Origin of the sequence: Tautonia plasticadhaerens, assembly GCF_007752535.1 — a bacterium.
GTDB classification, from domain to species: domain Bacteria; phylum Planctomycetota; class Planctomycetia; order Isosphaerales; family Isosphaeraceae; genus Tautonia; species Tautonia plasticadhaerens.
Genome location: NZ_CP036426.1, coordinates 8220194 through 8241760, shown reverse-complemented (window position 1 = coordinate 8241760; position 21567 = coordinate 8220194). Strand labels below are relative to the sequence as shown.

Below are 21567 nucleotides of genomic sequence, written 5' to 3'. Positions count from 1 at the left end.
GCGTGGCCCGTTCGGCGGGTCACGCGGGGTTCTTCGTCCATCGAACCGCTTCCCCACCTCATCCTCGTCGAGGGCACCATGATCCGAGATCGCTCCGGGATCGTCGTCGGTTTCCGGCCCCTGGTCGCCGCGCTGGCGCTGTCCTTCCCCGCGGTCGTCGCCGGAACCGCCCGAGCCGACGAGCCCGTCCGGCTCCGCGTCCTGAGCTACAACATCCACCACGGCCGGGGCATGGACGACGTCATCGACCTGGGACGCATCGCCCGGGTCATCAACGAGGTCCGGCCGGACGTGGTCGCGCTCCAGGAGGTCGACCGCGGCGTCGAGCGCTCCGGCCGGATTGACGTGCCGGCCGAGCTGGCCCGGCTGACCGGCACGGTGGCCGTCTTCGAGCGGAACATCACCCATCAGGGGGGCGACTACGGCAACGCCCTGCTGTCGAAGCTGCCGATCCTCGACAGCCGGAACGTCCCCCTCCCCAGCCACCACGAGGGAGAACGGCGCGGCTGCCTGGTCGTCGACCTGGACGGCCCCGGGGACGCCGGGCCGATCCGGATCTTCGCCACCCACTTCGACTACCGGCGCGATGACGGCGAGCGGCTGGACTCGGCCGCCCTGATCGCCGGGCTGGCGGCCGAGGAGCCCGATCGGCCGACGGTGCTGATGGGAGACCTGAACGCCCTGCCCGACAGCGCCGTGCTGCGACGGTTTGACGAGTCGTGGGCCCGGGCCAACCCCGAGCCGATGCCCACCTTCCCGGTCGCCGAGCCGACCCGGCAGATCGACTACATCCTGCTGAGGCCGGAGGGGCGCTGGAGGACGGTGGAGGTCCGGGTGCTCGACGAGGCGGTCGCCTCCGACCACCGGCCGATCTTCGCCGTGCTGGAACTGGTGGGCGACGAGGGCTGATCCGCCGGGGCGGCGACCCTCCGGCGCGGCACATCCGGAGATTCGCTCGCACCTGCCGCCGAATGTGACGGCATGCCGCATGCCTTACATCGGTCCCCGTCGGAATCCCTCTCCGGCGGTCGTGCGGCGACGAGACGAGTGCTCTCGTCGTAAGCCGAAACGGCGAAACGAGATGGCCGGCATTCGCCCGAAGGCGGGCATCACGCCAGGCCCTCCCAACAGGTGCGACCGCACACCTCTCCTGCCTCTTATTGCGACGGGAACGCCCATGAATCGTGCAAAGCCTCTCCCCTTCCTGACCCTGGCCGCCTTGGCGGTCGTCGCGTTATTCGTCAAGGGCAGCCCGACCGAGGTGGCGCCGGGCGGCCCGCTGGACACGGGGGACACGGCCTGGATGCTCACCGCGGCGGCCCTGGTGCTGCTGATGACGCCGGGCCTGTCGTTCTTCTACGGCGGCATGGTCGGGTTCAAGAACGTGGTCTCGACCATGTTGCAGAGCGTGATCGCCCTGGGCGTGATCAGCCTGCTCTGGGTGGCCTTCGGCTTCAGCCTGGCCTTCGGCGACAGCATCGGCGGCGTGATCGGCAACCCGCTGACCTTCTTCATGTTCGACGGCGTCGGCGGCGCGACGAGCGAGGCCCTCTCGCCCACGGTCCCGCTGCTGATCTTCGCCCTGTTCCAGCTGAAGTTCGCCATCATCACCCCCGCGCTGATCACCGGCTCGTTCGCCGAGCGGGTGCGGTTCTCCAGCTACCTGCTGTTCATGGTGCTCTTCAGCGTCCTGATCTACTCGCCGCTGGCGCACATGACCTGGCACCCCGACGGCCTGCTGCGGAAGTGGGGCGTGCTCGACTTCGCTGGCGGCACGGTGGTGCACATGTCGGCCGGCTTCGCGGCCCTGGCCGGGGCGATGATCCTCGGCCGCCGCAAGAGCCACAAGGCCCGGGAGGAGCACGTGCCGGCGAACATCCCGTTCGTGCTGCTGGGCACCGGCATGCTCTGGTTCGGCTGGTTCGGCTTCAACGCCGGCTCGGCCCTGGGCGCCAATGAGCTGGCGGCCACCGCCTTCGCCACCACGAACACCGCGTCGGCCGCCGCGATGCTCGGCTGGATCTTCTGGGACTGGATGCTCGGCAAGAAGCCCTCGGCCCTGGGCGCCTGCATCGGCGCCGTGGTCGGCCTGGTGGCGATCACCCCGGCGGCCGGCTTCGTCACCGTCCGGGAGAGCATCGTCATCGGCCTGGTGGCCAGCGTCGTCAGCAACCTCGCCGTGCACATGAAGACGAAGTCGACCCTGGACGACACGCTCGACGTCTTCCCCTGCCACGGCGTCGGCGGCATCGTGGGGATGATCCTCACCGGCGTCTTCGCCGACGGCGGCCTGGCCGAGGGCGAGACCACCCTCTTCGGCTATCACATGCTGGCGCTGGTGATCGTCTCGGCCTTCACGTTCGTCGGCTCGCTGATCCTGTACAAGGTCGTCGGGCTGATCCTGCCGCTCCGCGTCTCCGAGGAGCAGGAGCTGATCGGCCTGGACCTCAGCCAGCACGGCGAGACCGCCCTCGGCGGCGCCCTCCTCGCCACCGGGGCCGCCGCCAACGGCAACGGCCACGCGAACGGGAATGGCAATGGGAATGGCAACAGCCACGCCGGGGCGCCGAAGCCGGAGTATGCCGGCGACCGCGGCTGACGCGGCCGGGTGACGAGCCGAGGATCGACCGACGGCGGGTGACCGAGGGCCGGACCCATCGGGCATCCGCCGTCTTGCTCCGCCGGCCGACGCTCAGCCCTCTCCCACCCGCCCGGCGACCCGACTCGGCCCCGGCCGGGTCGCCCCGGCCGTCGGCAGGTGGGGGCCCCGCGAGGCCCGGCCGGCCCGGATGGTGGCGATCAGCTCGAAGTAGCGGTCGAGGTGGGCGGCCTCGGACCACTCGTTGATCCGGCGGGAGTAGCCGGCGTGCGACAACTCGTCGCGCAGGTCGTCGTCGTGGACGAGCCGTCGGATCGACCAGAGCAATTCGGCGTCGGTCCGGTAGGAGAGGCCGCCGCCGCTGAGCGCGGCGTTCTCGAACAGGGCGCCGGCGTCGGCGTCGACGATCACCGGGGTGCGGACCGAGAACGCCTCCAGAACGACGTAGCCGAACGTCTCCGGGAACAGCGACGGCACGACCACTGCCCTCGCCCCGTGGAAGAGCCGGGCCAGCCCCTCCCGGCCGAGCAGGCCCTCGAATTGCACGTTCGGCAGGCCCCGGGCCAGCTCCCGGAGGCGGCCCTCATGCGGCCCGGTGCCGGCGATCTTCAGGTCGACCTCGGGCAGGTATTTCATCAGCGGGATCAGCCGCTGGAACCCCTTCATGCGCACCAGCCGGCCGGCCGCCGCGACGTAGGGCCGGGCAGGGACGGGCGGGTCCTCGTCCTCGATGCCCCCGGACCAGTCGTCCGGCAGGAAGTACGGCAGGTGGACCAGGGGGGCGCCGATCCCCCGGGCCCGGTGCTCCTCCAGGGCGTGCCGGCTGGGGAAGACCAGGGCGTCGAGCTGCCGGAGCGATCGGCCGATCAGCCCGGTCGACCGCCACGCCTGCGGCGGCCTCCTGCCCGCGAGGCAGCACGAGGCGCAGTTCGGCGTCTCGCAGCGCCGGCGGTCGTACTTCCAGAGCAGGTGCATCGGGCAGATCAGCCAGTGCTCATGCGCCGTCATGATCCGGACGGCATGGCTGCCCAGCTCCAGCACCGCGGGGCCGCCGACGAGCGAGATGTTGTGGAAGTGGACGACGTCGGTCTTCACGTCGTCGATCAGGCCCTTCAGCGCCTCGGCCTTGAAGTAGGGCCGCCCGGTGGCCTGGGTGGCGATCGGCGAGAGGATGCCGAACCGGCTCTTGAGCGGGTGGACCGTGACCCCCGGCGGCGGCTCGAAGGGGCGGAGCGGGTGACCGCCCCGGACGGACTCGAAGGCGTCGACGCAGTGGGCGACGTGGACCTCGTGCCCCCTCCTCGCCAGGGCCCCGGCCAGGCGTTCGACGTACGCCGCGTCGCCGCCGAAGCTGTGGGCGCCGAAGAAGGTCGTGACCATGCAGATCCTCATCGGTGCCCTCCCTGGCGGCGGATCGTGCTCACCTCCCCGGGCCCTCCCGGCCCGGGTCGAACCGCCTGTCTACCACGGATCGGCCGATCGCTCCAGGCCGATTCTCGGGGGGGGGATTTCACGCAGGGCCGCGCGGCGGGGCGGGAATCAGGGGCCCCGGGAGCCGACCTCCTCCGCCCGGCTTCCTCGCTCGGTCCTCCTTCGCGTCCCCGCGCCCCTGCGTGAATTCCCCTCCGGACGACTCGGCCCCGCCGCCTCGCCTCATCCCGATCCGGCCCGGAGCGGCGACGGGCCGAGGGCCGATCGCAGGGCGGCGATGTCCCGCTCGGTCGTGCCGCAGCAGCCGCCGAAGAGTCGGACGCCCTGGTCGACCAGCCGGGCGATCGTCTCCGCCGTCGGCTCGACGCCGGGCCCCGACCCGATCCAGGGCCCCGACGGCTGGAGCACCAGGGGCAGCCCGACCGTCCCCCGGAGGTGACCGGGCAGCTCGACCGCCCGGGGCGGCGGGATGCAGTTCCAGCCGATCGCCTGCAAGGGCAGCTCGAACACGTCATACCCCAGCCTCGGAAACGGGTCGTCGTCGACCGCGAGGGAGAAGGTGAGGATCATCGGCAGGCCGACGGCCGCATCCAGGGCGGCGAGCCTCGGGCCGATCGGGGCGGAGGCGGCGTTGGTCTCCAGGATCAGGGCGTCGACCCCGCCGGCCGCCAGCGCGAGGGCCTGCTCGACCTCGACCTCGGACCCCTCGGCCGTCGGCCCGAGGCACCCCAGGACCAGGAGGCCCGGCCCGGCCGCCTCCCGGGCCAGGGCGACTGCGGCCCGATTGATCGCCCCCACCTCGCCGGCCCGGCCGAACCGGGAGAGCCAGGAGCGGTTGGCCCCGAAGGTGTTGGTCGTCAGCGCGTCGGCGCCCGCCATCACGTCGAGCCGGTGGACCTCGGCGACCTCCTCCGGCCGGTCGAGGCACCAGAGGCAGGGGTCATCCCCCGACAGGTCGAGTCCCCGGGCGATCAGCCGGGTCCCCATCGCGGCGTCGAGCAGGATCGGGGGGGGAGGGCCGCCCCCCCCGGGCCCCGGCCATCGGGAATCCGCCATCGATCACCGCCGATTCGAATCGATCCGCATCCGCCCCGGTCAGCCCCGGGTCCGGGTCCGCTTGCGGTACTTGGTGCTGACCCGGGCCAGGAAGCGCTGCTCCTCGGGGGAGAGGGAGTCCCGGCCGGAGGTGTGGATCTTGGCCAGGATCTCGTCCATCCGCCGTTCCTCGGCGGCCTCCTTGGCCGTCTGGCGCTGCCGCCTCGCGTCCGACCGGCGTCGACGCCAGCGGGCGAGGGCGTTCTCCCGGTAGGGGCGGACCTTGGGGCCGGATCCTTCCAGGCTGGTGTACCCCTCGGAGAAGTCGTAGCCGAAGAGGCTGTCCTCGTAGTAGCCGCCCTCCTCCAGCATCCTCGTCTCGTGCCGGACCATCAGCTCGATGAGGATCGCCAGCGAGAGCAGCTCGAAGCCCCCGGCGTTGGGCGAGAAGAAGAGGATGCGGATCACCCCGATGATCGCCAGCAACACGGCGAACGAGCGGGCCATCCAGGGCGCGATCAGGCCGTCCCGGGTGGCCGAGAGGGCCGGCCCGGCGAGATACGCCCGCAGGGCCCGACCGGCGTCCATGGGCAGGGCCGGGATCAGGTTGGCCAGGAAGAGCACCCAGTTGAGGTAGCCGAACCAGCCGATCAGCCAGATGGCGCCCAGGGCCTCGACCGGCTCGCCGCCGACGGTCGGCGCCCCGCTGCCGGAGCCGGCCAGGCCGAAGGGGTTGAGCACCATCCGGGCGTCGGCGAACAGCAGGCCGGTGCAGAGGATCGCGGCGATCGACAGGCTCGTCAGCGGGCCGGCCAGGGCGACCGCCATCGCCTCCCTCGACCGGGAGACCGGCACCGGGTGCGGCCCGGCCAGGTTCCCCAGCGGCCAGAGCCGGATCTCGTCCGGCTCCATGCCCAGCCGCCAGGCCGCCGCCGCGTGCCCCAGCTCGTGGGCGGCCAGCGCCAGCAGCAGCAGCCCCAGCCAGGCCGCCGTCTGGATCGGGTCACCCTCCCCTTCGGCGTCGAAGAGCGACGCCCCCAGCAGCTTCACCGCCGCGAAGAGCACCAGCAGGAAATGCACCCGGACCGGGACGCCCGCCCATCGGCCCAGGTTGATCGACCAGGAGAAGGGATCGGACATGGCGGTCCACTCGGGGGGGGAACCGGGCGTGAATCGTCCGACGGTCGTCGCGTTTTCGGGAGAAGGATCAGTGTAGCACCCCGCCCAGCCCGTCCGCAACGACACCCGACCGGCCGACGTTGCCCGGCGAGAACGGCCGGGGCCGTCGCCCCGATCGACCCGCGTCGCCCGATTCACCAGCAAATCGGACGCCCGTCAATTCGGCGCCCCGGCCGGCGCCCGATCACCCGGGATTCCCCGCCTCATGCCCATCCCGAGTCGGCCATTGACAGATGTCGGATGTTCGCTCAGACTCGGCGAACATCACGGGGGTCGTTCCTGAGAGACGAGTGGGGGGGAACCACTGATGTGGACGCGACACGGGGCGGCCCTCGCGGCGTTGGTCCTGGCAGCCTGCGGGGCGCCGGTGCAGGCGGCGGACGACACGCCCGGGGAGCGACTCGCGGCGATCGAGGCGGCACAGGCGGCCGCGAGTGAACGCTACTCACAAGAACTCCAGCAGGTCGAGCAGACCGAGGCGGCGCGACAGGCACCGATCGACCGCTACCTGAAGGAGGTGGTGAAGAACGTCGAGGCGGCGCTCGAGCTGGCCCGTGCCAACCCCGGCGATCCCGCGGCCTTCGAGGCCCTCAAGTTCGTGATCCGGACCAACGGGTCCGGTCCCGGGGATGGTTCGGCGCGGGCCTTGCAATTGATGCTCGACCACGGCGATGACCGCCGGCCGGGGCAGGGGGACTACCTCGCTCACGTCGCGCTGAGGCTCTGGCAGTACCCGGACGCCGAGGCGCTGCTCCGCCGCATCCTCGATCGGAACCCGAACCGCGACGACCGGGCCGCGGCCTGCTACTGGCTGGCACGCTACCTCTCCGAGCAGGCCCGCATCTGCCGAATGTTGCGTGAGAAGCCCGGCAACCAGAAGAATTTCGAGGGCCAACTCGCCGCGGAGCCGATCGGCAGGTTCGTCGAGGAGAAGGAGCCGGTCGCCCTCGACACGGAGGTCGAGGCCCTGCTCGGGCGGGCGATCGCCGAGTTCGGCGACGTGCGGATGCCCGAATACACGCAGTCCATCGCCGAGATCGCGCGCGGCGAGTTATTCGCGGCCCGGAGCCTGAACGTAGGCCAGACCGCGCCCGAGATCGAGGGGGCCGACCACGAGGGCAAGCCGTTCACGCTCGGCGAGACGCGCGGCAAGGTCGTCTTGCTGACCTTCACGGGGAGCTGGTGCGGGCCTTGCGTGGCCATGTATCCCCAGATGCGGGAGCTGCGGTCGAGGCACCAAGACGAGCCCTTCGCGATCGTGAGCGTCGATACCGACACGGAGGTCGAGGCACTGAAGGAGGCGATCGCCTCGGGCGAGATCACCTGGCGCTGCTGGTGGGACGGCGGGACCGACGGGCCGATCACGACGCGCTGGGGGATCGACTCGTTCCCGAGCATCTTCGTGCTCGACCGCCACGGCGTGATCCGATTCAAGGATGTGCGGGGCGACGACCTCGACCGGGCCGTTGCGAACTTGCTCGGTGCCCCTGATGCGGTCTCCTCACCGCGTTGAGCCCGGTGGCCTGGTCCGCTCGGAGGGTTCGAGGCGGCGGGGTGGCCGGGGCAAAGCGCAGCGTGCCCCGGATCCGGGGGCCTGTGACTCCGGGGCACGCTGCGCTTTGCCCCGGCCACCCGCCGGGTCTCGGGGTCGTAGGTGCAGGCGACGCTCTTGAACTTGCCCAGGTCGATGCCGATGATGGTCATGGCCGTGGGGGCTCATCGGATCGGTGGGATTGAGAGATCGTTAACCACTTCAAGGTTGCCCCGAGGCGGCCCCACGGCTTACATGGATTCTTTGGGCGGCAAGGGAGGCAAGCCTCGACATGAAGCGACGGGTCTCGCTTCGCGTAATGCTCGCTGCCGTCGCAGTCCTTGCGGTCGGTTTAGCCTGGTGGGTCAACTCGGCGCGCCGCCAACGAGCGGCGGTCGCTGCAGTCCAGAAGGGCGGCGGTGGTGTCGCCTATGCTCATCAGTTCGTCAATGGGGATCCCCGAGTCCCTGACCCGAACGGGAGGCCGCCCATTCCCGACTGGTTGCGTACGAAGCTGGGTGATGACTTTTTCTCCGATGTCATCGTCGTAGGATTCACCGATCGAGGGCCGAGCCAAGAAGCTTTGCGTCAACTCCGCTCATTCGGCGGCCTCCGCAGCCTATACATCGCCGATCCGGCTTTCGGGGACGTCGAGGCGCGGCATCTCCATGGACTGTCGCAGCTTGAAGAACTTTACCTGGGCTCCACCCGGATCGGCGACGCGAGCATCCCTGTGTTAGAGGAGCTGGGCGGCTTGAAGGAATTGAACATCGGCGGCACGAGGATCAGCAACGACGGCATGGTGAGGTTGCAGAGGTCCTTACCCGGTACGCGAATCACCCACTATTGAGGCCGCCTAACCGCTCTCACGGCCTCCCCTGTCAAGGGCGGCGGGTGGCCGGGCCAAAGCGTAGCGTGCCCCGAATCTGGGGGCTTGTGACCCCGGGGCACGCTACGCTTTGGCCCGGCCACCCGGGCCATCCGCCGCTCTGGGCGTGTCCGGCAGAATTGGGTAGATTGGACCGATGAGGGGCCGAGCCGGAAGGATTTCGTTATACGGCATATCGCCGGGTAGGTTTCCATCAATGGACTTGCAAACCATCCTGGCCGAGGTCGAGTCGTGGCCGATCGAGGATCGTCTCCGCCTGGTGGAACGAATCTGGGAGGGCCTGGGTGATCGTGGAGATGAGCCGGGCCTGACCGAAGCCCAGCGGGCCGAGATCGACCGTCGCCTTGCGGACGATGATGCGTCTCCGGACGACGTGGTCACCTGGGAGGAGGTCAAGTCGGAGGCGCTCAGGAGAGCGGGGCGATGAGCCTGCCGCTCGTGATCCGCCGAGCGGCACGGGTCGAGTTCGATGAGGCGTTCGACTGGTACGAGCGGCAGGAGATCGGCCTGGGCGTCAAGTTCGCGGATCGTGTCCAGGCGACCTTCGACTCCATCAGTGCCATGCCCGAACTCCACGCCCTCGTCTACCGCGATGTCCGCAAGGCCCTGGTCAAGCCCTATCCGTACTCGATCTTCTACCGGATCCGAGGTCATCGGGTCGTGGTCCTGGCGGTGTTCCACAGTAAACGTGATCCAAAGATCTGGAAGTCGCGGGTCTAGCCTCGCTCGTGGCCTCTCCCGTCGAGGGCGCACCGTCGACGGTCCGTGACAGGGGGATGGATCTGACCGGGCTCGGGTGGGGCCCGGCGGCGAGTGGCGGCGGTTGCGAGCAACCTGGTGGCGCTCAGCGACACGAGGTGGTTGGCCCGCCCCCGGCCACCCGCCAATGCACCCGAGGCACCCGGCGGGTCACCGGGGCCTCGGGCCGGGCACGAGCGGAGACCCGGGGAGATTTTGTGACTGCCGACCGCCCGATCCTCGATCTTATTGAGGGGGGCGATGGCCGGCCTGGGGCGGTCGTCGTCCGCCTTGACTCTGGCACGATCGACCCCCGAGACCCGACCGCGATGCCTCCGGCCCTTCCCGATCGACGATCGAACCGACCACCGCCGCGACGATCGCGGTGCGCGGATCGACCCCTCAGGGGGCGTGGTCGTCCCCCGATCGCGGATCGCCCGAGAGGCCTCCGCCCGATCCCGGCCCTCCTCGGGTCCCCCCAGATGGCGGTCGCCGGCCCCCGTCGCGTCGGGCAAGGGGCGAGCGGAGGGGGGACACTTGAGGGACGCCTCCGGGGGGCCGATGCTCGGGTGCGCCGGTTGACGGAGCGAAGCCATTTCGTCGGCGCAACTCGTTTCCCGGAAACAAATATTGCACTTCGCGTTTGGCGCACCGGCCCCATCTCTCCGGCGCACCGGTCCGTCGAAGATCCATCGACTCGGCCGACGGGCGTCCCGGTGCGCCGGTTCGCGGACCGAACCCATTTGTCCGACCGAACTCATTGTCGCACAACGAAGATCGCGGTTCGCGTCTGGCGCACCGGCCGGATCCGGCCGGCAAACCGCCCCGCCGGGAGTGGCTCGACCGGGCCGGGGAGCGATCGGGTGCGCCGATTTACGGAGCGAACCCATTTCTCGGACGCAAGTCCTGATTCGGTAATGGAAATCGCATTCTGTTGTGCGCGCACCGGGCCGATCCCGGAGGCGCACCGGGTCGTCTCGGGCCGATGGGGACGCCGCAGGGCAGGGGGGCTCCGCCCGGGGCCCGGGATGCCCGGCCCGGGGAAGGCCGCTCGGGGAGCGACCGGGGGGCGAGGACCCTGGCTTGACCGTCCCGGACGGGGGCCGATACAGTCGCCCTCGGGTCGGTGCCGACCCGGAGTCGCAGGCAGAGCGAGGCCGATCGTGACCGCCGAATCGCAGACCAGGGCCGCCCACCCGCCCGGATCCCGGACCGTCCGGGTGCCGCTGGGGGACCGTTCCTATGACATCCGGATCGTCCACGGGGACGAGAGCGGCGGCTTCGGCCCGTTCGCCCGGGAGGCCCTGGAGGCGACCCGGGCCGGGAGGTCCTGCCGGTCGGCCCTGGTGGTGACCGACTCCAACGTCCGGGCCCTCGCCGCCCGCCACGCCGAGGCCCTGGCGGCGCAGGGGATCGCCGCCGAGGTGGCGGTGGTCCCGCCGGGGGAGGGGAGCAAGTCCCTGGAGCAGGCCGCCGAACTGCTCGACCGGCTGATCGCGCTGAGGGCCGACCGGCACTCGGCCGTCGTCGCCGTCGGCGGCGGGGTGGTGGGGGACCTGGCCGGGTTCGTCGCCTCGACCTACGCCCGGGGCATCCCGCTGCTGATGGCGCCGACCACCCTGCTGGCCCAGGTGGATAGCTCCGTCGGCGGCAAGGTGGGCGTGAACCGCCCGGCCGCGAAGAACATCGTCGGCGCCTTCCACCAGCCGAGCGGGGTCTGGATCGACACGAGGTCGCTCGACACCCTCCCCCCCCGGGAGCTGCGCTGCGGGATGGCCGAGGTGGTGAAGTACGGGGTGATCCTCGACCCGGCCTTCTTCGAGGCCGTCGAGCGGGCCGCCGCCGCCGTGCTCGCGCTGGATCCGGCGGCCGTGGCCCCGGTGGTGGCCCGCTGCTGCGAGCTGAAGGCGGGGGTCGTCTCGGAGGACGAGCGGGAGGAGACCGGCCTCCGGGCCGTCCTGAACTTCGGCCACACGATCGGCCACGCCGTCGAGGCCGTCGCCGGCTACGGCGGCCCCTTCCAGCACGGCGAGGCGGTGGCCGCCGGCATGGTGGCCGAGAGTCGCCTGGCCGAGCGGCTCGGCTGGATCGACCCTGGCCTCACCGACCGACTCTCCCGCCTGCTCCGCCTGCTCGGCCTGCCGACGAGCGCCCCCGGGCTCGATCCTCGCGCCCTGATCGCCGCCATGACCCTCGACAAGAAGAACGCGGGGGGCCGGATCCGGTTCGTCCTCCCCCGGGCCCTCGGCTCGGTCGAGCTGACCGACGCCCCGGCCGAGGGGGACGTGCGGGCCGTGCTGGACGAGCTGACGGCGGCTGACTGAACCGTCCGGGTCGATTGGGGGAGGTGGTGGCCATGGGGGGAAGCGTCATCGTCCAGAAGGAGCGGGGGGAGTTCGTCAATGCGAAGGGGTTCACTGCCTGGCAGGGGTTCGACGAGCGAGGCTTCGAGGTCGCGTTCTTCGACTGGGAGCAGATGGCCTCGGGGGTCGCCCCCGTCGACCCCGCAACGATCGTGGTCGGGTCGGTCAAGTTTGTGAGGCGGGCATTGGGCCGACTCGGCGTCGAGACGGCCCCGCTCGATTACCCGCCCCGGCTGAGAGGCTACCTCGGGCGGAAAATCTGGCAGACGACCTGGTCGGTCGTTCGCTCCCGGATCGACGACCCCGGAATCCCGGTGTTCGTGAAGCCGGTCGAGCAGGATAAGGCGTTCACCGGATATGTCGTCTCGGCCTTCCGCGACCTGATCCACACGGCGAGATGGCCCGGGGAGATGAAGCTCTGGGCCTCGGAGATCCTGTCGTTCGCCTCGGAGTGGCGGTTCTTCGTGCGGCGGGGCGAGGTCGTCGGCGTCGGCCATTATAAGGGAGATCCGCTCCGATATCCCGACGCCTCGGTGGTCAGGGCGGCGATCGACGACTACGCACCGGGGGTCCCCGTCACCTTCGGGATCGACTTCGGCGTCGCCGAAGTTGGGGGCACTTACCTGGTCGAGGTCAACGACGGCTTCTTGCTCGGCTGCCTCGGGCTCGGCCCGCTCGCCTACTCCGGCCTCCTCGAAGATCGCTGGAAGCAACTGGTCGGCCCGGCCTCCTGAACGACGAGCCGACCCGGACCGGGCCCAACCGCCGTGACGGCCGACTCCTCCCCGCACGCCCATGTCCGGCTCACGTCTTGGGCCGGAAGGCGGCGATGCGGTCGGGGTTGGTCTCCAGGCGGGGGCCGCCGACGAGGTCGACGCAGTAGGGGACGGCGGGCAGGACGGCGTCGAGGCATTCGGCGATGGCTCGGGGCTGGCCGGGGAGGTTGATGATCAGGCACCGGCCCCGGATGACGGCGGTCTGCCGGGAGAGGATGGCGGTGGGGACCTTCCGCAGGGAGACCTGCCGCATCAGCTCGCCGAAGCCGGGCATGACCTTCTCGGCCACGTCGAGGGTGGCCTCGGGGGTCACGTCCCGGGGGGCGGGGCCGGTGCCGCCGGTGGTGACGATCAGGGGGCAGCCCTCGGCGTCGGCCAGCTCGACCAGGGCGGCGGCGATCGCCCCCCGATCGTCGGGCACGAGCCGGGGGACGGCCTCCCAGGGGGAGGTCAGCACGTCCTCGAAGTACTGGCGGATGGCCGGGCCGCCCCGGTCCTCGTACTCGCCCCGGCTGGCGCGGTCGGAGACGGTGACGATGCCGATGCGGGCGGGAGGGGTGTCGGGCATGGCGGGGGATCCGGGACGGGGGGCGGGACATCGGGTCGACCGGCCTATTGTGCCGGGGGGCGGGGGCGGGGCACAATCGGCCCGGCGCCGATGGGCGTCGCCGCGACGAATCGACGACGGAGGGGAGGCCCCGGCCATGCCGCAGCCGAATCCGCAGGAGATCCCCGAGACCTTCGGGCCCGAGGTGTTCCGACTGCTCGCCCGGGAGGTCCTGGAGCTGGGCCTGGACGACGAGCGGCTCGAAGGGCTCCGCCAGGTGGTCAACGGCCTGGTCGCCGAGCTGGCCCCCATGGCCGAGGCCGACCTGTCGGGGGTCGAGCCGGAGACCGCCTTCGCGCTCGACCCGGGGGGCTGGCCGAGATGATCGACCTGACCCAGACCAACGCCCGGGAGGTCGCCCGCCGGGTGAACGCCGGGGAGCTGTCGGCCGTCGAGGTGGCGAGGTCGGCCCTCGAGCGGATCGAGCGGCACAACGAGAGCCTCCGGGCCTTCATCACCGTCACCGCCGACCGGGCGATCCGGGACGCCGAGGCCGTGGACGCCGCAGCGGCCCGGGGCGAATCCCTCCCGCTGGCCGGGGTCCCCCTGGCGGTGAAGGACGGCTTCTGGACCGAAGGGGTCCGGACGACCAACGGCTCGAAGGCGTTGCTCGACTTCGTGCCCGGGGAGGACGCCGAGTCGGTCGCCCGCCTGAAGAAGGCCGGGTGCGTGCTGGTCGGCAAGGCGTCGATGCACGAATATGCCTATGGGTTCACGAATGAGAACCCCACCTTCGGCAACGCCCAGAATCCCTGGAGGATCGGCCACATCCCCGGCGGCAGCACCGGGGGCGGGGCCATCGCCCTGGCGACCGGCATGGCCCTGGCCGCCGTCGGCGGCGACACGGGGGGCTCCGTCCGGCAGCCGTCGGCGCTCTGCGGGGTCGTCGGCCTGAAGGTGACCTACGGCCGGGTCAGCCGGCACGGCGGCATCCCCCTGAGCTGGTCGATGGACACCGTCGGGCCGATGGCCAGGACGGTCGGCGACGCGGCCCTCTTGCTCTCGGTCATGGCCGGGCCCGACCCCAAGGACCGGGCCACCGCCCATTCCCCGCCGCTGCCCGAGACGCTGGTCCCCGACGGCTCCGACCTCTCCGGCCTCCGCGTCGGCGTGCCGGGCGGGCACTTCTTCGACTCGAGCGAGCCGGAGGTGGCCGAGTCGGTCCGGGACGCCATCGAGGTGCTCCGGGGGCTGGGGGCGTCGGTGGTGGAGGTCGACTTCCCCGCCGTCGACCTCGCCCGGGCCGCCCACCGGGCGATCATCTTCGCCGAGGCCGCCTCGGCCCACGAGCCCGCCGCCCGGGACCTGGGCAACGGCATGACCGACGACATCCGGGCCCTGATCCTCTCCGGCCTGTTCCTCAACGGCGACCAGTATCTCGACGGCCAGCGGGCCCGACGGGTCGTGATGGCCCAGTACCGCGACCTCTGGCGCTCCTTCGACGTGCTCGCCACCCCCACCAGCCCGCTGCTCGCCACGCCGATCGGCCTCCGGGAGCTGGCGGTCGGCGATCGGTCGATCCCGCTGGTCTACCTGTACCTGGACCATACGATGCCCTTCAACCTCTCGGGGCAGCCGGCGCTCTCGGTCCCCTGCGGGTTCTCGACGACCGGCCTGCCGATCGGCCTGCAACTGGTCGGTCGCCCCTGGGAGGAGGCCGCCCTGCTCCGGGTCGGCGCCTCGTACGAGTCGGCCACCCACTGGACCGAGCGGGTGCCGCCGGGGATCTGAGGCCGGAGGATGGTCGGCCCGCCCGGTGCGGCCGTCGAATGCCGACCCGGCATGACCCGTCCCCGGCCACCGGCCATCCAACCTCCTCCATCCGTCATTTCCCACCCCGGGAGCCCGCCATGTTCGACCTGACCGCCGTCCAGGAGGCCCTCGGCCAGTTCGGGTTCGACGGCTGGCTGCTGTACGACTTCCGGGGCAGCAACCCGCTGGCCCGACGGGTGCTCGGCCTCCCCGAGAAGGCCAAGACGACCCGCCGATTCCTCTACTTCATCCCGAGGCAGGGGGAGCCGAGGAAGCTGGTCCACCGGATCGAGCCCGGCGCCCTGGACCACCTGCCGGGCGAGGCCACCGCGTACCTCCGATGGCAGGAGCTGGAGGAGGGGGTCCGGTCGCTCGTCGGGGGATCGAAGGCGGTGGCGATGGAGTACGCCCCCCGGCTCTCGAACCCGTACATCGCCCGGGTCGACGCCGGGGTGGTGGAGCTGGTCCGTTCCTTCGGCGTCGAGGTCCGGCCGTCCGGGGACCTGATCCAGCGGTTCGAGGCCTCGTGGTCGGACGAGCAGTGGGCGATGCACCGGGAGGCCACCGGGCACACGACCGAGGCCTTCAACGTCGCCTTCGGCCTGATCGCCGGGCGCTGCTCCGGCGGCGGCTCCATCCGGGAGGCGGAGGTGCAGGCGGTCATCATGGACCACTTCCACCGCAACGGCATGACCACCTACTCCCCCCCCATCGTCGGGGTCGGGCCCCACAGCGGCGACCCGCACTACGAGCCCAAAGCCGGGCAGGATGCGGAGATCCGCGAAGGGGACTTCGTCCTGATCGACCTCTGGGCCAAGATGGACCGCCCCGGGGGCGTCTACAGCGACCTGACCCGGGTCGGCTTCGTCGGCACCGAGGTCCCCGAGCAATACGAGGCCGTCTTCCGGGTCGTCGCCCGGGCCCGGGACGCCGCCATCGCCCGGGTCGAGGACGCCTCCCGGACCGGGACCCCCCTCCGGGGCTTCGAGGTCGACGACGCCGCCCGGCAGGTCATCGAGGCCGCCGGCTATGGCGATGCCTTTATTCACCGGACCGGTCACAGCATCGGCGAGGAGACCCACGGCAACGGCGCCAACATGGACAACCTGGAGACCCACGAGACCCGCCTCGTCCTGCCCCGGACCTGCTTCTCGATCGAGCCCGGCATCTACCTGCCCGAGTTCGGCATCCGGTCCGAGGTCGACGTCTTCGTCGACGCCTCCGGCGAGGTCCACGTCACCGGCGGCCTCCAGACACGGGTCCTGCCCATCCTGGCCGATCCGACCGCCTCGGGGCAGTAGGGCCCGGGGATCGGTGCGCCGATTGGGATTGACGCAAGTCGTTGTAGGACAAGATGTTTTCGGAGAGAAATGGGTTCGCTCCGCGCAAGCGCACCGGGCAACTGGGTTCGATTCGCGCACGGTGACCGGGGTCGTCCCGACCCCGGGCCCGACCCCCGGCGTGCCCTCGGGGTGGGCACGACTTCGGGTGCCCCGGCACGGGCCGGTGCGCCAACGGCCGATCGCGGAGGTCTTGATCAGTACGGGGGTTGCGTCCGAGAAATGGGTTCGCTCCGCGCGGGCGCACCGGGGAAATGGCTTCGTCTCGCGCCGGACTCCGGGAACGCCTCCGAGGAGGATCGCCCCGGGATGATGCCCGGGGTCGTCTCGCCCCGGCCCCGCGGCCGAGGGCGGGGTCGGGGAGCCGACCGGGGGCGGCCCGGTGCGCCGAACTGAACCGGAAGACTCCCTGATCGGGCCGGGAGTTACGTCGGCGAAATGGGTTCGCTCCGCGCGGGCGCACCGGCGGATTGGGTTCGATTCGCGCGGGGCGTCGTGCGACAATCGGGGGGATGGGCCGGGACCCGGACCGGACGCCGGTCTCCTCGATGGCCGACGGGCGGTCGGTCGGGCCTTCGACTCGATTCGGGTTGCCAAGGAGCGGATCGGACGGGCGCCGGGCGTCCCCGGTCGAGCGGGGTCCCCGTCCATTACCATCGTGTCCCGGCCCGTTTCCAGTCACACGAAATCGCGCGGGGCCGCCATCGCCGGGAGATTTCCCTTCGGATTAGGCACTCTTGGTGTACAATTGGCCATTATTGGCCCCGGCTCGACGGGGTGGAGTCGATGAGTCGACCTCCGACGGAAGGCCCGGGGATGCCCGCCGAAGCCCCCTTCCTGGAAGCCCAGCGCCGGATCGACGAGGTTCGTCGCTCGGGGGGGGCGAAGCTGGACCTCAGCGACCTCGGGCTTGAGCGGGTCCCGGAGGAGATCGGCCGGATTTCGGGGCTGACGGCGGTCGACCTGTCGGTCAACCAGCTGGCGACGCTGCCCGAGTCGATCGGGCACCTGGCCGGGCTGCGGTCGCTCGACCTGTCCGGCAACCGGCTCTCGGCGCTGCCCGAGTCGATCGGGCACCTGGCCGAACTCGAGCTGCTCGACCTCCGCGGCAACCGGCTGGTGACGCTCCCCGAGTCGTTGGGGAAGTTGGGCTGGTTGGAGGTGCTCGACCTGTCGGTCAACCAGCTGGTGAGGCTCCCCGAGTCGCTCGGTCGCCTTCGCGGGCTCCGGAAGCTCTACCTCTTCCACAACCGGTTGACGACGCTCCCCGAGTCGCTCGGGGGGCTCACCGGGCTGCAGCGGCTCTACCTCTTCGACAACCGATTGACGGCGCTGCCCGAGTCGCTGGCCCGCCTCCAGGAGCTGGAGGAGCTCTACCTGCACGAGAATCCGGGCCTGGACATGCCCCCGGAGGTCCTGGGCCCCGACCGGCAGGCCGTGCAGAAGGACCGGTACTCGGGGAAGCGGCCCCGGTCGAGGCTCCAGCCCGCGGACCCCAAGGACATCCTCCGCTATTACTTCCAGCGGCAGCGACAGCCGAGGCGTCGGCTCAACGAGGCGAAGCTGCTGGTCGTCGGCCAGGGGGGCGTCGGCAAGACCTCGCTGGTCCGTCGGCTGATCCGGGACGAGTTCGACCCGGAGGAGGCGAAGACCGAGGGGATCGCCATCGAGCCCTGGATGATCGACCCGCCCGAGGGCCTCCGCCGGGGCCCGGCGGGGGAGCGGGTCCGGCTGAACGTCTGGGACTTCGGCGGCCAGGAGATCATGCACGCCACCCACCAGTTCTTCCTCACCAGGCGGAGCCTCTACCTGCTGGTGCTCGACGCCCGCAAGGGGGAAAACGAGGGGAACGTCCGCTACTGGCTGAAGATCATCCAGAGCTACGGGGCCGACTCGCCCGTGCTGGTGGTCGTGAACAAGGCGGAGTCGCACCACTTGGAGCTGGACGAGAGGAGGCTGGCGAAGGATTACGCGCCGAACCTGCGGGGGTTCTTCAAGGTCTCGTGCGCCGAGGGGACGGGGATCGACGCCCTGCGAGGGGCGATCGTCCGGGAGTCCTGCGGGCTGCCGCACGTCTTCGACGAATTGCCGGAGCGCTACTTCAAGGTCAAGGAGAGCCTGATCAAGCGGGCCCGGTCGAGCGACTTCATCGACTACGCCCAGTACGAGCGGATCTGCGGCCGACACCGGCTCACCGACCGCCGGGATCGGGACCTCCTGCTCCGGTTCCTCCACGACCTGGGGAACGTCCTGAACTTCGACGACCCCGAGGACCCCTACGAACTCAGGGACACGAACATCCTCAACCCGGAATGGGTGACGGGGGGCGTCTATCGGCTGATCAACAGCGCCCGACTCGCGGGCCAGCAGGGCCGGCTGGAGTGGGGCCAGATCGCCGGGATCCTGAACGACCCGGTTCGGTATCCGGCCGACCGGCACCGGTTCCTGATCGAGATGATGCGGAAGTTCGAGCTGTGCTTCGACTTCGCCGACGCGCCGAACCGGCGCTGGCTGATCCCCGAGCTGCTGCCCCGCAACGAGCCGGACCTGCCGGACCTGGACGACCCGAAGGCCTTGAAATTCCAGTACCACTACAACGTGCTGCCGGGGGGCCTGATCTGCCGGTTCATCGTCCGGATGCACCGCTACCTGTCGCCCGACCGGCCGACGTACTGGCGGAGCGGCGTGCTGCTGGGCGTGGACGGCTGCCGGGCGCTGGTGCGGGGGGATTCCGACTCGGGGCGGGTGTTCGTCTCGGTGCTGGGTCCGGAGCGGAGGCGGAGGGCGGCGCTGGCGGTGGTCCGCGACGCCTTCCGGGCCATCCACGCGACGATCCCGAGGCTGGAGGCCGAGGAGAAGGTGCCGATGCCCGACGACCCGAGGGTGGTGGTCGGTTATCGGCACCTCTTGAAGCTGGAAGAGCTGGGGGAACGCACCTACCTGCCGGAGGGTGCGGGCCGGAAGTACGACGTCGCCGACTTGCTGGAAGGGGTGACGACGGCGGGGGACCGGGAGGCCGACCGGATGCGGTCGGGGGACGTCAGGGGGGCGTACATCGCCCACGTGGAGCAGTTCATCATGAGCGAGCCGGGCAAGAATGTCTCGAACAAGAACATCAAGGTTTCTCACGTCTCGGGCTCGACGATCAACTTCGGCGAGCTGAGCGGGAGGGTCTCGAACACGATCAACCAGATGCCCGAGGTGACGGGGCCGGGCGGGGAGGACGCGAAGGGCCTGCTCGCCGAGCTGAAGGCGATCATCGAGCGCGCGAAGGCCGAGGGCGTGGGGGAGCAGACGGCGAGCGACGCCCTCTCGGAGGTCGAGGAGGTCGCCGAGGGGGCCAAGGAGGAGGAGGCGACGGGCCGGGTGGCCAGGGCGCTCCGGAACCTGAGGAGGATGGCCCCCGACTTCAAGGCCTTCCCGATGATCGCCGAGCAGTTCGGCAAGCTGGTGGACGAGCTGGGGAAGATCTGGGCGTAGCCCGGGTGAGGGGGGATCGGGCCACGCGCAACGCGTTGCGAGCCATCGAAGTCCCCTCACCCCAGCCCTCTCCCCGCCCGCGGGGAGAGGGGGAGGGACTCCGCCCCTCTCCCCCGTCCTGGGTGGCCGGAGGCCGGGTGAGGGGGACCCCCGACGAGCCGACCCGCCGCGCGTCGGCTCGGGCCGGCCTACTCCCGGAGGCATACCCGAGCGGATTCGGCTTGACGGGGGGGCGCCGCCGGCTACATTCGCCGACGCTCGCACGAGGCGATGCGTGAATCCCCGGGGAAGGGACGGAGTGCCGGCATGTCGCTCGAAGGACGATCGGATCTGGGCCTGCGTCGGGGTCGGGGCGGACGCCTCGCGGCGGTCGGGGCGTTGCTGCTGCTGGCGGCGCTCGAGGCCGGGACGGCCCGGGGGAGCGAGCTGGTCAGGTATTCGACCCACGCCAGCGTCGGCAACTCCGCGGGGGTGGGGTTCCACCACGTCGACATCAGCGATGACCTCTGGGGCCGGAGCACGACGGACCTGGCCTCGCCGTTCAAGGTGGCGGACCTGGTGGTCGAGGAGCTGCCGGAGGGCTCCGGCTTCCGCTACCACAACATGCCGTTCCGGATCTCCATGGAATTCTTCCCGGAGGGGAGCCGCTTCGGGGAGCGCCCGGAATACGTGATCGAGGGGGTGCTCAACGGCGGCGTGTCGCCCTCGGGGGTGTCCGACCTGACGGCGACCCTCAACTCGCCCCGCCTGAAGTCCTGGTGGGACGCCTCCCACCTCGACGGGGCGTGGAGCGACCCCTGGTGGATGGAGGTCCCCGAGTCGATCCTCCTGTCGAAGGAGAACGGCTATCGGGGAGAGCTCTGGATCACCCCGAGGTTCGACCCCCGCCCGGTGCCCGAGCCGTCCTCGGTGCTCGCCTGGGGCGTGGTCGGGCTGGGCGCGATCGTGGCCCGGTCCCGGGTCCGGGGCCGGCGGGCGGCGGGCAGGGGCCGGGGCGTCCGCCTGGCGGCGGTCGGGGTGCTGGCGATGCTGGCGGCGTCCGGGGCCCGGGAGGGTCGGGCGAGCGAGCTGGTAGGATACTCGACCTCCGGGAGGATCGCCGATCGGGGGGGCGTGGGGTTCAACCACGTCAACTTCTTCGGGGCCTGGGGCCCGACGGCCCTGGCCTCGCCGATCAAGCTGGGGTCGTTCGAGATCTGGGAACTCCCGGCCAATTCCGGATTCGACTACATCGACATGCCCTTCCGGATCGAGCTGGGCTTCGAGCGGGGAGTCTGGCCGGGTCCCGTCGCGACCGAGTCCGATTTCGTGGTCGAGGGGGTGCTCAACGGCGGGGTGACGGCCGGGGGGGCCTCGGACCTGACGGCGACGGTGACCTCGGTCCGCCACCTGTGGACCCACGGCCCTCCCCTGTTCGAGGGGGCCTCGGACGCCATGTCCTGGCTGGAGCTGCCCGACCCGATCCGGCTGGTGCCTGGCTACCGCAACCGGACGGATCTCTGGATCTCGCCCAAGGCGGGCCCGGGTTCCCCGAACCCGGTGCCCGAGCCGATCAGCCTGGTCGCCTGGGGCGCCGTCGGCCTCGGGGCGGTCGTCGTCCGGTCGAGGCGACGGGGGAGGGCGGCGGCGATCGGGGGATGACCGCCGGGGGGCGGAGAACGTCCTATCCGGGGAGTTCCGACCCTCGCCCCCGCGTGCGGGGGAGAGGGTCGGCGAAGCCCGGTTGAGGGGGGATCGGACGATTCAAACACCTTGATGCGAATGCCGGGACCCCTCACCCCGGCCCTCTCCCCGCTCGCGGGGAGAGGGGGAGGGGATCGTCCCGTCGACCGACACGGGGGATGGGC

The 21567-nt window shown here is 71.1% G+C and carries 17 protein-coding genes; 13 read left to right on the top strand and 4 right to left on the bottom strand.

The genetic code is table 11. The features are described 5' to 3' along the window. Positions 1-78 precede the first annotated feature (78 nt). Together ElP_RS32735 and ElP_RS32730 are read left to right on the top strand one after the other, a co-directional pair. Positions 79-909, top strand: coding sequence for an endonuclease/exonuclease/phosphatase family protein (locus ElP_RS32735; protein WP_145277492.1), 831 nt, complete (start codon positions 79-81; stop codon positions 907-909). A 268-nt stretch (positions 910-1177) separates the two neighbouring features. Continuing rightward, positions 1178-2599 carry an ammonium transporter gene (locus tag ElP_RS32730; protein ID WP_145277490.1) on the top strand — a complete coding sequence of 474 codons (1422 nt, stop codon included), beginning with the start codon at positions 1178-1180 and terminating at the stop codon, positions 2597-2599. 93 nt (positions 2600-2692) lie between these two features. Here ElP_RS32730 and ElP_RS32725 read toward each other — a convergent pair whose 3' ends face one another. The 3 genes from ElP_RS32725 to ElP_RS32715 form a co-directional block, all read right to left on the bottom strand. Next, entirely contained in the window at positions 2693-3991 is a 1299-nt protein-coding gene (locus ElP_RS32725) for a glycosyltransferase family 4 protein (protein ID WP_145277488.1), read from the bottom strand. 261 nt (positions 3992-4252) lie between these two features. Continuing rightward, positions 4253-5086, bottom strand: a complete 834-nt coding sequence (locus tag ElP_RS32720; protein WP_145277486.1) for a homocysteine S-methyltransferase family protein — start codon at positions 5084-5086, stop codon at positions 4253-4255. A gap of 39 nt (positions 5087-5125) precedes the next feature. Then, positions 5126-6205: a site-2 protease family protein gene (locus ElP_RS32715; RefSeq protein WP_145277484.1), complete on the bottom strand. Its 1080-nt coding sequence runs from the start codon at positions 6203-6205 to the stop codon at positions 5126-5128. Positions 6206-6551: 346 nt separating this feature from the next. Between ElP_RS32715 and ElP_RS32710 the strand changes: the two genes are divergently transcribed. The 6 genes from ElP_RS32710 (at position 6552) to ElP_RS32685 (ending at position 12499) form a co-directional block, all read left to right on the top strand. After that, the gene (locus ElP_RS32710; RefSeq protein WP_145277482.1) at positions 6552-7757 is read left to right on the top strand and encodes a TlpA disulfide reductase family protein; all 1206 of its coding nucleotides are present in this window, start codon (positions 6552-6554) and stop codon (positions 7755-7757) included. 310 nt (positions 7758-8067) lie between these two features. After that, on the top strand, positions 8068-8625 hold the full coding sequence (locus ElP_RS32705; protein WP_145277481.1) for a leucine-rich repeat domain-containing protein: 558 nt from the start codon (positions 8068-8070) through the stop codon (positions 8623-8625). Positions 8626-8860: 235 nt separating this feature from the next. Next, on the top strand, positions 8861-9091 hold the full coding sequence (locus tag ElP_RS32700; RefSeq protein WP_145277479.1) for an addiction module protein: 231 nt from the start codon (positions 8861-8863) through the stop codon (positions 9089-9091). Further along, a complete protein-coding gene (locus ElP_RS32695; RefSeq protein ID WP_145277477.1) occupies positions 9088-9384 on the top strand; it encodes a type II toxin-antitoxin system RelE/ParE family toxin in 297 nt (98 codons plus the stop codon). The genes ElP_RS32700 and ElP_RS32695 overlap by 4 nt, the downstream gene beginning before the upstream one ends. A 1181-nt stretch (positions 9385-10565) precedes the next feature. Then, positions 10566-11726, top strand: coding sequence for a 3-dehydroquinate synthase (gene aroB, locus ElP_RS32690; protein ID WP_231749345.1), 1161 nt, complete (start codon positions 10566-10568; stop codon positions 11724-11726). A 32-nt stretch (positions 11727-11758) separates the two neighbouring features. Continuing rightward, on the top strand, positions 11759-12499 hold the full coding sequence (locus ElP_RS32685; RefSeq protein WP_145277474.1) for an ATP-grasp domain-containing protein: 741 nt from the start codon (positions 11759-11761) through the stop codon (positions 12497-12499). Between the two features lie 70 nt (positions 12500-12569). On the opposite strand, the gene mog is transcribed toward ElP_RS32685, so the two are convergent. Beyond that, complete coding sequence (mog, locus tag ElP_RS32680) at positions 12570-13109, bottom strand: molybdopterin adenylyltransferase (RefSeq protein WP_145277472.1); 540 nt, start codon at positions 13107-13109, stop codon at positions 12570-12572. A gap of 136 nt (positions 13110-13245) precedes the next feature. Between mog and ElP_RS32675 the strand changes: the two genes are divergently transcribed. The 5 genes from ElP_RS32675 (at position 13246) to ElP_RS32655 (ending at position 21361) form a co-directional block, all read left to right on the top strand. Next, positions 13246-13473, top strand: coding sequence for a hypothetical protein (locus tag ElP_RS32675; protein ID WP_145277470.1), 228 nt, complete (start codon positions 13246-13248; stop codon positions 13471-13473). Next, the gene (locus ElP_RS32670; protein ID WP_145277469.1) at positions 13470-14879 is read left to right on the top strand and encodes an amidase; all 1410 of its coding nucleotides are present in this window, start codon (positions 13470-13472) and stop codon (positions 14877-14879) included. Before ElP_RS32675 ends, ElP_RS32670 begins: the two co-directional genes overlap by 4 nt. Positions 14880-14998: 119 nt before the next feature. After that, positions 14999-16201, top strand: coding sequence for a M24 family metallopeptidase (locus ElP_RS32665; protein ID WP_145277467.1), 1203 nt, complete (start codon positions 14999-15001; stop codon positions 16199-16201). 855 nt (positions 16202-17056) lie between these two features. Further along, the gene (locus tag ElP_RS32660; protein ID WP_197446548.1) at positions 17057-19720 is read left to right on the top strand and encodes a COR domain-containing protein; all 2664 of its coding nucleotides are present in this window, start codon (positions 17057-17059) and stop codon (positions 19718-19720) included. Between the two features lie 306 nt (positions 19721-20026). Further along, positions 20027-21361, top strand: a complete 1335-nt coding sequence (locus ElP_RS32655) for a hypothetical protein (RefSeq protein ID WP_145277463.1) — start codon at positions 20027-20029, stop codon at positions 21359-21361. Positions 21362-21567: the final 206 nt, after the last annotated feature.

What these genes read in the sequence shown, in the direction of transcription:
- ElP_RS32735 (WP_145277492.1), top strand. Translation starts at nt 79, where the DNA reads ATGATCCGAGATCGCTCCGGGATCGTCGTCGGTTTCCGGCCCCTGGTC.
- ElP_RS32730 (WP_145277490.1), top strand. Translation starts at nt 1,178, where the DNA reads ATGAATCGTGCAAAGCCTCTCCCCTTCCTGACCCTGGCCGCCTTGGCG.
- ElP_RS32725 (WP_145277488.1), bottom strand. Translation starts at nt 3,991, where the DNA reads ATGAGGATCTGCATGGTCACGACCTTCTTCGGCGCCCACAGCTTCGGC.
- ElP_RS32720 (WP_145277486.1), bottom strand. Translation starts at nt 5,086, where the DNA reads ATGGCGGATTCCCGATGGCCGGGGCCCGGGGGGGGCGGCCCTCCCCCC.
- ElP_RS32715 (WP_145277484.1), bottom strand. Translation starts at nt 6,205, where the DNA reads ATGTCCGATCCCTTCTCCTGGTCGATCAACCTGGGCCGATGGGCGGGC.
- ElP_RS32710 (WP_145277482.1), top strand. Translation starts at nt 6,552, where the DNA reads ATGTGGACGCGACACGGGGCGGCCCTCGCGGCGTTGGTCCTGGCAGCC.
- ElP_RS32705 (WP_145277481.1), top strand. Translation starts at nt 8,068, where the DNA reads ATGAAGCGACGGGTCTCGCTTCGCGTAATGCTCGCTGCCGTCGCAGTC.
- ElP_RS32700 (WP_145277479.1), top strand. Translation starts at nt 8,861, where the DNA reads ATGGACTTGCAAACCATCCTGGCCGAGGTCGAGTCGTGGCCGATCGAG.
- ElP_RS32695 (WP_145277477.1), top strand. Translation starts at nt 9,088, where the DNA reads ATGAGCCTGCCGCTCGTGATCCGCCGAGCGGCACGGGTCGAGTTCGAT.
- ElP_RS32685 (WP_145277474.1), top strand. Translation starts at nt 11,759, where the DNA reads ATGGGGGGAAGCGTCATCGTCCAGAAGGAGCGGGGGGAGTTCGTCAAT.
- mog (WP_145277472.1), bottom strand. Translation starts at nt 13,109, where the DNA reads ATGCCCGACACCCCTCCCGCCCGCATCGGCATCGTCACCGTCTCCGAC.
- ElP_RS32675 (WP_145277470.1), top strand. Translation starts at nt 13,246, where the DNA reads ATGCCGCAGCCGAATCCGCAGGAGATCCCCGAGACCTTCGGGCCCGAG.
- ElP_RS32670 (WP_145277469.1), top strand. Translation starts at nt 13,470, where the DNA reads ATGATCGACCTGACCCAGACCAACGCCCGGGAGGTCGCCCGCCGGGTG.
- ElP_RS32665 (WP_145277467.1), top strand. Translation starts at nt 14,999, where the DNA reads ATGTTCGACCTGACCGCCGTCCAGGAGGCCCTCGGCCAGTTCGGGTTC.
- ElP_RS32660 (WP_197446548.1), top strand. Translation starts at nt 17,057, where the DNA reads ATGCCCGCCGAAGCCCCCTTCCTGGAAGCCCAGCGCCGGATCGACGAG.
- ElP_RS32655 (WP_145277463.1), top strand. Translation starts at nt 20,027, where the DNA reads ATGTCGCTCGAAGGACGATCGGATCTGGGCCTGCGTCGGGGTCGGGGC.